This window comes from Rouxiella aceris (assembly GCF_012933545.1).
Lineage (GTDB): Bacteria > Pseudomonadota > Gammaproteobacteria > Enterobacterales > Enterobacteriaceae > Rouxiella > Rouxiella aceris.
Window position 1 is genome coordinate 644,873 of the sequence record NZ_JAADJU010000001.1, and the last position, 12,872, is coordinate 657,744.

Below are 12,872 nucleotides of genomic sequence, written 5' to 3' on the forward strand. Positions count from 1 at the left end.
CCAGACCGCCTCAAGGGTGCACCAGGGCCTGCACCCTTGAGAATCCCGGGCCCTGTCCAAATTGATATGTGTCGTGCCCTCGGTTCGAGTTCTTTCCAGTGACCCCTGCGCGTGGCCTAAACCACGCCGCTTCGCGGTCCTCTCGCTTGGTTTCGTGCCAACGGTAAGGCTGTTGTCACTCAACGCTGCGCTCGACGTAGGTTTTGAATCGGCCAGGAAACATTTACGGCAAAACCGGCAACATTAAAGGTCAACGGCGAAAGACAAAAAGACAAAAAGACAAAAAGACAAAAAGACAAAAAGACAAAAAGACAAAAAGACAAAAAGACAAAAAATCTTTGTCTGAAACGGCACGACATACATAGCTTACTGGCACATTCAGAGACGGCGCCGCGCGAAGCGGAGGGAGACGTTTTTGGCTCCCGACCGAGCAAGGGGACTGCGCAGCAGCGCGGCTCGTGCCACGCTCGGAGTCACTGAAACATAGCCGGTAATAGGCAGCAGACAAATCAACAACACCAAAAGGCCCAGGATTGTTAAGGAGCGGGCCAGCGCTCCTTAACTCGGTTCGGCACAGCGGGTTAAGTGGCCACTGCAATGATAAAACCGAAACAGCTCCTCATAGCCAATTGATTTTAAAACCATAAATTGACACTTAAGCCTAACCGAAACAATTCCGCTAAAGCCAATTAGTTTTAAAACAGAAAATTGCCATTTAAGCTGAAACGGCACGACGTACATAGCTAGTTGGCACATTCAGAGACGGCGCCGCGCGAAGCGGAGGGAGACGTTTTTGGCTCCCGACCGAGCAAGGGGACTGCGCAGCAGCGCGGCTCGTGCCACGCTCGGAGTCACTGAAACATAGCCGGTAATAGGCAGCAGACGAATCAACAACACCAAAAGGCCCAGGATTGTTAAGGAGCGGGCCAGCGCTCCTTAACTCGGTTCGGCACAGCTGGTCAAGTTGTCACAGCTATTATAAAACCGAAACAACTCCTCGGAGTTAATTGACTTTAAGCCCTCCCCCATAATAACTTCTTCCCAAACCCCAGGGTGTTATCGGTCATTTTGATCTCGTTTAAGGCAAGCTGCCAAATGGGCGCTTTCATCACCGCGGCAACAGGGAAATGCTTGCAGTATTGTGATCGGGCGGCCTTCTCGGCTTCCCCCTCCAGCACCGTGGCCTCGCCGCTGTATTGAATGCCTTTAATCAACGCCACGGTTTTAGGCTGGGTGGTGATAGTGCCGACAACATGCGGATTTTTATGCATCAGCGTACCGTGTCGGGTCTTTAGCTCGGTCATAAAATAAAGCACCATACGATCAACGTCAGCCACGTAAAAACAGTTGGCACTCCAGATATCACCTTCTGCCTGCGCGCACAGCGCCAATACATGGTTTTTACTTAGATAACGGCTAATAGTCTTTAGATCATCGGGATCGTTCATGCCCGGCTCCTGGCAACAAATTTGCCGACATTGTAACCCGATGTCCGGCGAGTAACAGCCTGCAGTTGCCACCGGGATACGCTTTTGCTTCACTTATGCCATCGACTGTGGGTAATCTGCAGCATTGTCAGCGACTGCCCAAAAGTAGCCTATCTATCGTGAACACCCAGCCTGCCGTTTCCTCCCTCTGGCATCTCTATATGCTGCGCACTCCAAGCGGCATGTTGTATACCGGCATCACCACCGATGTGATCCGCCGCCTACAGCAGCATCAAAGCGGTAAGGGGGCAAAAGCATTGCGCGGCAAAGGGGAACTGACGCTGGTATTTCATTGTCCGGCGGGCGATCGGTCGCAGGCATCAAAACTGGAATATCAGATAAAACAGTTGAGCAAGAAACAGAAAGAACAACTGGTGAATGATCGACCACAGAATATGACCGAATATTTACTGTAATAGGCGGGATAACCACATAAGGTTATTATTTAATAACGGGGCGTGATTGCGCCCCGCTTTATTAAAGCAACTCTTCGTACATTGTATCTATCTAAAGATGCAGACGATATTACAAAGCAACGTTAACGCTAATACCACCCACAAAAGCGTCTTTAACTTCAGATACAGCCCCTGGTGCAGAAATATATTGCAGGTTAGGACGTACTGTCAGCCAATCTGTGGCATGAATACCATAATAGAGTTCATAGTCGTATTCAGAACCACTCTGGATTGGTAAATAAGTCGGATTGCTGTACTCATTGACGTTATTTCCGTCATTCTGTTCACGCTGCGTACGGGTAAATTCATCATTGACGTGAATACGGCCCGCGCCAAATCCGATTTCATCTTTAGGACGTGCATCGAACAAACCGACATAAGTGACCGCCACTGACTGGAAGTTATCGGTGGTCGAGGTTTTCTTGTCGTTCATCACGCCCTGCAGGGTAAACGTCAGGCCACGGCTGTTATCGCCATCAACCGCAGTAAGTTGCTGTTGCACCAAAAAATAACCGCCGTAAGCGTGCGCCGTATCGCTGTATTGCATACCGCCGTTTTCAAAGGCACCGCTGCTGTAAACATTACCTTTGGTGGAGCTGTAGTAAGCACCAACTTTGTATTTACCCGGCAGCTGTTGCGCACCCAGTTTTGGCAACCAGCCAACTTCCAATGGGATCAGATTACCCACGGAGCCGGAGGTATCCAGACGGAAACCATTGCCGGTATCGTAGTTTTTCGGGTTCTGATTATAGATCCCGACCTGAGTATAAATTTCAGGGGTAAAGTTCAGTTTAACACGGCCGCCCCACTGGGAGATTGGCCAGTTATACCAGCGATCGCCACGCCAGTTACCCGCCGCACCGCTGCCCATGGTCAGGTTCTGGAAGTTGCTCTGCATGGAGTCGAAATCTTCACCCACCGTTACCCGACCGGCTTTGATATCCAGGGTATGGTTAAAATACCCCTGGCGCAGCCAGAACTGAGTCAGACGCGTAGTTTGCCCACGGCCATAGACTTCCTGGGTTGAGGAGAGTGTGCCCACCCGTGGATCGCCAATGGCGTCGTTGGTGACGTTTTTGCCGTTACGGTTGGTGACCGTCAGTTGGAATTCGGTGTCACTCCAGTTAAGCAGTTTTTCCAAATCAAGAGTGGTGCCAAACTGCCATTGATCGGCATAGCGGGCAGTGGTGGACTGATTATAACCGCCAGAAAAGTTGCTTGCCGCTTCACCGGTATAGTTTACCTGAAAATCAACGCCATCCTGCTTGAGCGCACTGCGCTCGCCACCCCAGTCCCCAAACATCCATGGAGAATTGACAGCCATTGGCGTCAGCGCATCAGCAGCTAATGCATGTGCGGAGGTAAAAAGCAGCGCGGCAGAACATGCCAGGCAGAGCTTTTTCAAACGAAGGGGAGTTTTATTGGCCACGTTAGATTCCTTGTTATACCTAAAGTTCAGTAACAACAATATTGTTCTTCGCGGAAGTTTATTCTGTGATGGATATTTGATTATTTTAAACAACGCAAGTAAATATGTAACAAGAGGTTGTTGGATATTTAATTATATAACTGACCACTGATATTCTTGTGCAAAAAGTGGCATGGTAATAAATAACTTTATAATACCATTACGAAATAGTTTCGTCGGAAAAAACATTATAACTCAATAAAAAGCATATTAGCACAATAAGATAAGACTTCATTAATTCCTTATTTATTCTTTATTTATTCATTATCTTTAGCAAATAAAGCTATTTATTAAAATAAGCATTAATTCCTAATAAAAAAGCCGACGTTTACGCATCGGCCTTTTCTTCTATAAAACATTTCATCCTGTACATCGTCGAGCAGGGTATATTCTGCGCTTAAAAGCGGTCGAAATGTGGCGGATAGGCCACCAGGCCGCTGACGCCTTCAAGGGCGTCTTCTGCCAAAACATAGAGTTGAAACGTCTGCTCGCTTTGCGGCCAGCGGCAATGCAAATTATGCTCAGCAGCTGGCTTAAAGCCAAACCGTTGGTAGTACTGCGGTGAGCCCAAGACCACCACGGTGGCATAACCAAACTCGTTGAGCGCATCCAAACCTTCATATACCAGTTTTTCAGCGATACCTTGCCGACGTAAGGAGTCTTCGACAGCCAGCGGGGCTAATGCTACCCACTGACGGTCTTCTCCCTGGACATCAACCGGGGTAAAGGCCGCATAACCTACAACGCCGCCTTCGTCGTCCGTGGCAACAATCCCCAACGTCAGCAAACCGTCTTCACGCAGTTGCTGCACCAGATCGGCCTCGTCATCGCGCGCAAAGGCTTTTCGCAATAAGCGATCTATCCCTGCGGCATCGACCGGAATTTCGACTCTGATTAACATGATGATATTGCCGGAGAGAATGACTCGCCGTCCTCTTGTTGACCCGCCTCAACGAAATCAGCCAGACGATGAAGCCCCTGGCGCAGTAGCGCAGGCATACTATCGAGTTCGATGGAGTCCATCAGATTTTTCACGTACAGGCCCAATTCCGTGTCTCCTTCAATACGCAAACGCCGTTTAAAGAACAGCGTATCCGGATCTTCGCGGCGGGCGGCGACCAGTATCAAGTCGTTAGCATTGCCGCTGAAGCTCACATCAAATTCTTTCTGCTCGCCAACCTGGATTTTGCCATCATTGACGGTCATCGACCATTGCAGATGCAGATCGGTGATCTCGATACGCAGCCAGCGACCCTCTAGAAAATCGAGATCCCCTTCAGCCAGCGCCTCCTGAAACTGCCAGCCAAGTACCTGTTGCAGAACCTGGCGCTTAAGTGCAAAGGGGGTAAATTTTAACGGCACACTTAACAGTGACGGCCCTTGGCGCACCATACGTGCTCGTAGTTTTTGCAACACTGGCACTTCTCCTCTGGATAACTTTTCTGGACATTATTGATGTCAAAACAGCCCATTTTGCCATATCGACGGCTTTGTACCGCGCTCTAAATCAATAATGTCTGATAAAAATAGTGCATGAGGTTAACTCCGCTAATTGTACGTGAGCATCGCTGACGGTCAAATCAAGTTGCAGCATCATGCAACAACAGGATTAAAGCTGCCTCAAATCAAAATATTGCCGACAGAGCTTATCTAAAATGAATCCCCGTTTGACCACACCAGGTGCTGGCCCTCACAGAAAGAACGACATGTTCGTCAGCTGTCCTTCGATCGGCTTCAGCAGGAGATGACTATGGAGCTACTTTGCCCGGCAGGGAATCTGCCCGCGCTAAAAGCAGCAATTGATAATGGAGCCGATGCGGTTTATATCGGTTTGAAAGATGACACCAATGCCCGACATTTTGCCGGCTTGAACTTCACCGAGAAGAAACTTCAGGAAGCGGCAGACTATGTTCATCGTCATCATCGCAAGCTGCATATTGCGATCAATACCTTTGCCCATCCCGATGGCTACCAACGCTGGGAGCGCGCCGTGGATATGGCGGCACAGCTGGGAGCCGACGCGCTGATCCTGGCCGATTTGGCCATGCTTGACTACGCCGCTACGCGCTATCCGTCGGTGGAGCGCCATGTGTCAGTGCAGGCCTCGGCCACCAATGAACAAGCCATCTCGTTCTACAAAAATAACTTTGATGTCGCCCGTGTAGTTTTGCCGCGCGTGCTCTCTATGCATCAGGTGCGTCAGCTGTCACGCAGCAGCGCAGTACCATTGGAAGTCTTTGCCTTTGGCAGCCTGTGCATTATGGCCGAGGGGCGCTGCTACCTCTCTTCCTATCTGACCGGTGAATCCCCCAACACCGTCGGTGCCTGTTCACCGGCACGTTTTGTGCGCTGGCAACAAACGCCACAGGGGATGGAGTCTCGCCTTAACGACGTGCTAATCGACCGCTATGAAGAAGGGGAAAACGCCGGTTATCCAACCCTGTGCAAAGGGCGTTATCTGGTTGATGGCGTGCGCTACCATGCACTGGAAGAGCCAACCAGCCTGAATACTCTGGAACTGCTGCCCGAACTCTTTGCCGCCAATATTGCCTCGGTTAAAATTGAAGGTCGTCAGCGCAGCCCGGCCTATGTCAGCCAGGTTACCCGCGTGTGGCGTGCGGCGATCGATCGCTGCAAGAACAATCCGCAGGAATTTACCACTGAGCAGTCGTGGATGACCGCCCTTGGCTCGCTGTCTGAAGGCACCCAGACGACGCTGGGTGCTTATCACCGCAAATGGCAATAATGAGGCGGAAACCATGAAATATTCTTTAGGCGCCATCCTCTATTATTGGCCAAAAACTGAAATTGAACACTTTTATCAAGCGGCCGTCGCCAGCGACGCCGAGGTGATTTATCTCGGCGAAACGGTGTGTAGCAAACGGCGGGAAATGAAAGTGGCCGACTGGCTGGACTTGGCCAAACAGATCAGTGCCAGCGGTAAACAGGTGGTGATCTCCACCCTGGCTCTGCTGCAAGCACCCTCGGAGCTGACAGAGCTGAAACGCTACGTCGAGAACGGCGAGTTTCTGCTGGAAGCCAACGATCTCGGTGCGGTCAATATGGCCTGGGAACGCAAGTTGCCTTTTGTCGCCGGTCATGCGCTGAACTGCTATAACGCCGTCACGCTGAAAATTTTGCACAAACAGGGCATGGTGCGCTGGTGTATGCCGGTCGAACTGTCACGCGACTGGCTGATTAACCTGCTCGATCAGTGTCAGTCTCTGGGGTTCCGCAATCAGTTTGAAGTGGAAGTGCTGGCCTATGGTCATCTGCCGCTGGCCTATTCCGCCCGCTGCTTTACCGCACGCGCAGAGAACCGCGCCAAAGATGATTGTGAAACCTGCTGTATTCAGTATCCACAGGGCAGAAAAGTCCTGTCGCAGGAAAACCAGCAAGTCTTTGTCCTTAATGGCATTCAGACGCAAAGCGGTGCCTGCTACAACCTTGGCAACGATCTCGCTTCAATGCAGGGACTGGTCGATATTGTACGACTTTCACCAATGGGCCTGGAGACGCTGCAAGTGTTGGCTGATTTCCGTGCCAATGAGCAGGGAGCCCATCCGCTGCCCTTAACGCAGCAAGCCGACTGTAATGGTTACTGGCGTAATATTGCCGGGCTGGAACTGGTCGGTTGACGCCCTGCCTCAGACGCATCCGGTCTGAGGCAGTGGTTTTCAATCATTGCGCAGCGGTCTCTTGCGTTGTAGCAACGTCCGCAAACGCCCGCTGTCGCGCAATAACCCCAAGCCAATCCCCAGCGCCGTATAAAATCCGCCAAGCACCAGCAGCATCAACATATCCCCGCCCACCTCGCTAAACGGCAATCCCATCTGATTGACGCCAGCAATGGCTTTAGTCGCCCAGGTGGAGGGCAGCATCGACGACACCGCTCTGACCCAGGCAGGCATGGCCTGCAGCGGCCAGATGGTGCCGGAAATATAAAATACCGGCATGGTGATAAACGACAGCGTCAGATAGATCATCTCTACGCTGCGCAGGCATTCGGTGACCAACTTGCCCAGCCCCAGCACCGCCAGCAGAAAAGGAAAGGTCAGCAAAATAATCTCGCCAATACTGGCGGTTTGCCGGTAGCCCAGCACCCAGGGCCACAATACAAACAGCACAATGGACAAAAACAGCCAAATGGGGATCAGCGCCGATAGCCCGCCGAGCATCGCCGGTATCGTCGGTTTACCGCTGGGGGCGCTTTTCAGGCCGATATTGACCCTGACACTGGCAATCAGCAGCGAGTGTTGCAACAACATCACCAGCAGGCCGGGGAAAATAATCGCTGCAAAACTGATCCCCGGATTAAACAGATCCAGGGTTTGTCCCACCATTGGTGTGAGCAGCACGCTGGCCTGACGACTGCTGAAGCCGCTACTCAGCAACAGCTGGCTATTATATTGCGTTAACAGGCTTTGATAGGCGGTCAGCACATCCTGTTCAATCTGACCGTTGGCCAGGCGGTTGGTGGCATCGCCGTATACCGGGATAACAATGGCTTCCCCCGCCAGAATTTTCTTTTCCAGATCGACGGGCATAATCACCACCGCAAACAGCTTGCGCTGCCCCAGATCGCGCTGCGCCTCGGGAATACTGTCGTAGGCGACAGTTTTGATTTTCGAGGTAGCATCCAGATCGCGGGTCAGCAGCCGACTGGCCGTGCTGTGGTCCTGATCAATCACCGCAACCGGCAGATCCCAGACGGTACGATTGGCGTAAACGGTACTCATCAGGCATAGCGAGATAAGCAACATCATCCACATTGGTTTTTCCAGCATGCCACTGAGTACGCGCACAAAGGTGCGCCAGTAGGTCAGTAATCCCTGGCGCCATGTCATTTGCCCGGCTCCTGTGTTTTAAGCCGTCGATACAGCCGACGATGGACCAATAACCCGGCCACCAGCGGGTAAATCAGCAAAATCGCACAAACGCTGACAATATGGCGGCCCGGCACCTGGCGTAAAAAGACATCAAACATCGCATTCAGGGCATGGGTCAGCGGTTCGATTTCCGAAATTATGCGCGCCGGCAGTGGCATCGACAGTTCAGGCACCGCCATGCCGGAGAAGGTTAATGCCAGACTAACCAGCATCGCCATCATGGTGTAAGCGGTAATGGTGCTGCCGGTAAAGGTAAACAGTAACAGCCCCAGGCTTTGCGCAGCAATTACGTAAAAAAAGGCAATCAACAGCATAAACAACGGATTGCCACTAACCCGAGCATCAAACACCCATACCAACAGCGCGATCTCGACCATCAGCAAGGTGGTGAAGCACAGCGTATAGGGGGCCAGCTTACCGAGCAGGCCAAAGGTGAAAGAAGGGGCGGCGATAAGCGCCTGGCTGCGGGCCATCACATAGATCATGCAGGTGACGGTAAACAGCTGCAGCAGATGGATGGTGGCGGCAAATTGCTGATAATAAACATAGCTGCCACTGGCATTGAACAAGCTGCCATAAGAGATATCCACGCTGGCAAGAGTGGGCACGGTTTTGCCGTACGACGAGGCAATAAAGGTGCGATAGCTGCTATTAAGTTCCGCGATCAGGCCACTAAAATCCTGGGTCGAATAGAGTCCGGCACCGTAAAACAGCGCATTATAATACAGCACCACGCTCGGCTGGCGACCGGCCAGCACATCGGCTTCAAAACGCGGGGGAATATACAGCAACGCATAGTCCTGCGCGGTACGCAGACGATACTCTGCCTCGGGTAATCCACCGCCGTAGGCTTCGACATGGGCATGAGAACCGGCATCCAGTTTGCGGATCAGCTCTTGGGACAGCGGACTATGGTCGTTATCCACCACCGAAACCGGTAACTCCAGCAGCGTACCTTCCGAAAAGTTACTGGCGATCAACACAAAGAGTAACAACGGAAAGCACCAGCATAGCCAGTGGATCACCTGTCGACGAAAGGCATGGTTTACCTCGCGGCTAAACGAACGGCTGAAACAGCGCCAGGCGGCCTTAACGCGATGCAACAGCAGGGAGCGTGCCATTATTGCCCGGTTTTCCACTGCCATAAGGCGCTCATTCCCTGACGCAGTCCGGCCACCGGTTGCAGGGGATAGAGTCGAACTTCAAAGGTTTTTAAGTCGAAATCGCCGGTCGCCCGGGTGGCGCGTTTGGTGGCGTAATCACCCAATGGAGCAATATAGCGAACCTCGGCATCGACGCGTTGGTTGGCCAGGCCCGGTACCTGCAAATTGACGCGATCACCTTTTCGCACCCCCGCCAAAATATCTTCACGCAGGTTAAAGACAAAATAGGCCTGCGGCAGTTGGATCAGAGTTAACAACGGGCTGTTGGCACTTTGCAGTTCACCGACTTCGGTGGGAATGGGCCCCACTTCGCCATCTACCGGCGCTTTGACCTGTAAATCATCGGTCTGGGCTTTTATCTCCAACAGGTTTTCTTCGGCAGCGCGCAATTGGGCAGCATAAACATCGCGCTGCTCAATACGGTCGCCGTTGACGCCCTGATCAAGATTGGCTTTCGCCACCTGCACCTGCTGATAGGCGCTGTCCCGTGCCTCACGGGAACTCTCCAGATCGGAGGCGGAGACATAGCCCTTGTCCGCCACGCGCGCATTGCGATTATAAAGGTCACGAGCATTAGTATAGGTGGCCTGAGCTTGCGCCAGAGTGGCTTGCAGATTGCGGATGCTCTCTTCGCGAGTGCCATTGCGTGAGAGATCCAGCTGAGCCTGAGCCTGATCGCGTGAAGCTTGCAGCGAGCGCAACTGCGCCATCAGTTCCGGGCTGTCGAGGGTTAATAGCAGTTGCCCCGCTTTGACATCGTCGCCACGGCGAACATGTCGCTCGACAATACGTCCCTTGGCCTTGGAGGCAACAATGACCTCAGGAGCATCCACTTCACCCTGCAACAATAAAGACTGGTTGTTGGCGCGAAATAATACGGCAAGAGAAATCGCCACCGCCACCAACAGCAGGGTCAATAATATCCTTTTATTCATCGTTTTTTTCCTTGCTGGCGGTCGAAAGCAAAGCTTCGCCTGACATAATTCTCAGGATCCCCTACCTTTTCATCGCCATCTGCCATGTTATCAGTGGCAATGCTAAGAGATCATAGCGCAGTTTTTTTAACACAACGTGTTGATATGAGACAAGCAAAGTCATGGCCACTGCTCACCGCTCAAATAGCGTATTCAAAACGGGGTAAATGGACGATACTTATCTTTATAATTAGCCAGCAAAGTTTTTTGCCACCCCCATCGCAGGCAATATCCAGGGGTAAGGCAGGAAGGCTTGCGGCCGGAACTCAAAAGGTGAATAAATATGTCTGAAGCGACAGCTAACAACAATCTGGTGCCTTTGTCGGTACTCGATCTCGCACCGGTGCCGCAGGGGGCCACCCCGGCGCAGGCCTTTCAATGCTCACTGGAACTGGCTCAGCAGGCAGAGAAATGGGGTTATCAACGTTACTGGCTGGCTGAACACCATAATATGACCGGCATTGCCAGTGCGGCCACTTCGGTGCTGATCGGTTTTATCGCGGCGGGAACCCACAGTATTCGTTTAGGTTCCGGCGGCGTGATGTTGCCAAACCACTCGCCGCTGGTGATTGCCGAACAGTTCGGTACGCTGGCCACCCTCTACCCTAACCGTATTGATTTGGGTCTTGGCCGCGCGCCAGGTACAGATCAGCGCACCATGATCGCTCTGCGCCGTCATCTGTCAGGTGAAGTTGATAATTTCCCCCGGGACGTGCAGGAACTTCAGCACTATTTTGGCGAGGTTCAACCCAATCAGGCCGTACAGGCGGTGCCGGGTCAGGGGCTACATGTGCCCATCTGGCTGCTGGGCTCCAGCCTGTACAGCGCCCAGTTAGCCGCTGCGCTGGGGCTGCCTTTTGCCTTTGCCTCCCACTTTGCCCCGGATATGTTGTATCAGGCGCTGTCGATTTATCGCAGCCAGTTCAAACCGTCGGCCCAGTTGCAGACCCCTCACGCCATGGTATGCATCAACGTGATTGCCGCAGATACTGATGAACAGGCACAGCGGATGTTTACCTCCAATCAGCAGCAGTTTATCAATTTGCGCCGCGGCAACCCCGGCAAGCTGCCAGCGCCGGTGGATAATATCGAAAGCCTGTGGTCAGCCCAGGAACGTTTTGGCGTCGATCAGGCCCTGCGTATGTCGGTGGTGGGCAATAAAGAGACTGTGCGTCAGGGATTACAGGCGGTACTGCGTGAAACCGAAGCCGATGAGCTGATGATTAACGGTCAGATCTTTGACCACCAGGCACGGCTACACTCGTTTGAAATCGTTGCCCAGTTGCAGGGCGATCTGCAAAAAACGGCGCGTATTAGTTAATCGCGGCAAGTGTCAGCGAAATAGCAAAAAAACAGCCCCGGATAAGTTGATATGCAACTTATCCGGGGCTGTTCGTTTTTCAGTGATCTTGCCATTATTTATCTTCGAACAGTTTTTCGATGGACTTTGTTGGGTAGAAAAGCGAGTTTGCATTATTCCCGGTCAGAGCAATAAACCCGAGCTTTAGGTAGAAGCGCTTAGCCTTTTCATTGATGGCATCAACAAACAGCCCATGCACGCCTACCGCCTGCGATGCAAGGTAGACCACTTTCATGGCATGAGTGACAAGGGTTGTCCCCCATTCTTGTCCCTGTAGGCCTTGATGAACAGCCAGACGACCCAAGGTCACGCTGGGTACATTGGGATAAGGCACTTTCCGCTTCTGTGTGTTCGATGGAAGGGCTTCTTTCTCGAAGCTGCTGCCAGAAAGCGTGTAGTAACCCATTACTTTGGGTTTGGGCTCTTTCGTCGTGAGCAAATAACCGCGCAGGATGCGGCCATTATGCTGACGCGCAAGATGATCGCCAAGAAAGGTATTTAGCGATCCTTCGCCACAGTCGAAGCCCGAAAAATCGTATTCGGTGTCTTCTGAAAAAATTTCAATGGTCAAATTGTCCACGTCTTACTCCATGCTTTGCAGACGGGCAGCTGCTCGTTTCAACCTTTCATTTAATGCAGGTGGATTGTTGATGGCATCCATGATCAGGTTCCAGGATTCCTCATTAAGAACCAGGCGACGATGTCGCTCAATAACTTCCGCAGCACGTTCAGAAGCACTGGCCACCATAAATTGAGTAATCGTCTGGTTGGATATTGCCGCAGCTTCTTCGATTGTGCTTTTATCTTCGTTGCTTAACCTGAGATCGATGCGCTGTTTTTTCAGTGCGGTCATGGTGTACTCCCTGGCTGGTTAACGCATTGCGGCAGCCATTCTCTTTACTTACGGTTTTAGTTTTTCAAAGCGATTCAATATTACGCCAACTGTACGGATTTATTCCGTACAAATACTATAAAGAGAGTCCCCCATTCTTGCAATAACTAAGTAGCCTTGCTGATTGAGAGACCAGAGCTTGATGCACAGCTCAAAAAAAAACCAGCCCGTAGGCTGGTTTTAT

General features: G+C 51.8%; 13 protein-coding genes. 4 read left to right on the forward strand and 9 right to left on the reverse strand.

What is annotated here, in order from left to right; genetic code table 11:
• Positions 1-1,013: 1,013 nt before the first annotated feature.
• The gene (locus GW590_RS02850) at positions 1,014-1,448 is read right to left on the reverse strand and encodes a YhbP family protein (RefSeq protein ID WP_169401491.1); all 435 of its coding nucleotides are present in this window, start codon (positions 1,446-1,448) and stop codon (positions 1,014-1,016) included.
• A gap of 200 nt (positions 1,449-1,648) precedes the next feature.
• On the opposite strand from GW590_RS02850, the gene GW590_RS02855 reads away from it, so the two are divergent.
• Complete coding sequence (locus GW590_RS02855) at positions 1,649-1,903, forward strand: GIY-YIG nuclease family protein (RefSeq protein ID WP_211186613.1); 255 nt, start codon at positions 1,649-1,651, stop codon at positions 1,901-1,903.
• Between the two features lie 109 nt (positions 1,904-2,012).
• Here the strand turns inward: GW590_RS02855 and GW590_RS02860 are convergent, their stop codons facing one another.
• The 3 genes from GW590_RS02860 to ubiT form a co-directional block, all read right to left on the reverse strand.
• Entirely contained in the window at positions 2,013-3,371 is a 1,359-nt protein-coding gene (locus GW590_RS02860) for a carbohydrate porin (protein ID WP_408014902.1), read from the reverse strand.
• A 436-nt stretch (positions 3,372-3,807) separates the two neighbouring features.
• Positions 3,808-4,311, reverse strand: a complete 504-nt coding sequence (locus tag GW590_RS02865; RefSeq protein ID WP_169401493.1) for a GNAT family N-acetyltransferase — start codon at positions 4,309-4,311, stop codon at positions 3,808-3,810.
• Positions 4,305-4,826, reverse strand: coding sequence for a ubiquinone anaerobic biosynthesis accessory factor UbiT (gene ubiT / locus GW590_RS02870; protein WP_169401494.1), 522 nt, complete (start codon positions 4,824-4,826; stop codon positions 4,305-4,307). The genes GW590_RS02865 and ubiT overlap by 7 nt, the downstream gene beginning before the upstream one ends.
• Positions 4,827-5,160: 334 nt before the next feature.
• Here ubiT and ubiU point away from each other — a divergent pair, with 334 nt between their 5' ends.
• Both ubiU and GW590_RS02880 read left to right on the forward strand, forming a co-directional pair.
• Positions 5,161-6,156 (forward strand): ubiquinone anaerobic biosynthesis protein UbiU, encoded by a 996-nt coding sequence (gene ubiU, locus GW590_RS02875; RefSeq protein ID WP_169401495.1) that lies wholly within the window; start codon positions 5,161-5,163, stop codon positions 6,154-6,156.
• A 13-nt stretch (positions 6,157-6,169) separates the two neighbouring features.
• On the forward strand, positions 6,170-7,048 hold the full coding sequence (locus GW590_RS02880) for a U32 family peptidase (protein WP_169401496.1): 879 nt from the start codon (positions 6,170-6,172) through the stop codon (positions 7,046-7,048).
• A gap of 39 nt (positions 7,049-7,087) precedes the next feature.
• Here the strand turns inward: GW590_RS02880 and GW590_RS02885 are convergent, their stop codons facing one another.
• Genes GW590_RS02885 through GW590_RS02895 form a run of 3 tightly spaced genes read right to left on the reverse strand, consistent with a single transcriptional unit; the run spans position 7,088 to position 10,397 of the window.
• A complete protein-coding gene (locus tag GW590_RS02885; RefSeq protein ID WP_169401497.1) occupies positions 7,088-8,257 on the reverse strand; it encodes an ABC transporter permease in 1,170 nt (389 codons plus the stop codon).
• Entirely contained in the window at positions 8,254-9,444 is a 1,191-nt protein-coding gene (locus tag GW590_RS02890; protein WP_235955835.1) for an ABC transporter permease, read from the reverse strand. The genes GW590_RS02885 and GW590_RS02890 overlap by 4 nt, the downstream gene beginning before the upstream one ends.
• Entirely contained in the window at positions 9,420-10,397 is a 978-nt protein-coding gene (locus GW590_RS02895) for an HlyD family secretion protein (RefSeq protein ID WP_169401498.1), read from the reverse strand. Before GW590_RS02895 ends, GW590_RS02890 begins: the two co-directional genes overlap by 25 nt.
• Positions 10,398-10,719: 322 nt before the next feature.
• On the opposite strand from GW590_RS02895, the gene GW590_RS02900 reads away from it, so the two are divergent.
• Positions 10,720-11,757, forward strand: coding sequence for a luciferase-like monooxygenase (locus GW590_RS02900; RefSeq protein WP_169401499.1), 1,038 nt, complete (start codon positions 10,720-10,722; stop codon positions 11,755-11,757).
• 94 nt (positions 11,758-11,851) lie between these two features.
• On the opposite strand, the gene GW590_RS02905 is transcribed toward GW590_RS02900, so the two are convergent.
• Both GW590_RS02905 and GW590_RS02910 read right to left on the reverse strand, forming a co-directional pair.
• Positions 11,852-12,376: a GNAT family N-acetyltransferase gene (locus GW590_RS02905; RefSeq protein WP_169401500.1), complete on the reverse strand. Its 525-nt coding sequence runs from the start codon at positions 12,374-12,376 to the stop codon at positions 11,852-11,854.
• 3 nt (positions 12,377-12,379) lie between these two features.
• On the reverse strand, positions 12,380-12,649 hold the full coding sequence (locus GW590_RS02910; RefSeq protein WP_169401501.1) for a type II toxin-antitoxin system TacA family antitoxin: 270 nt from the start codon (positions 12,647-12,649) through the stop codon (positions 12,380-12,382).
• Between the last annotated feature and the right edge of the window lie 223 nt (positions 12,650-12,872).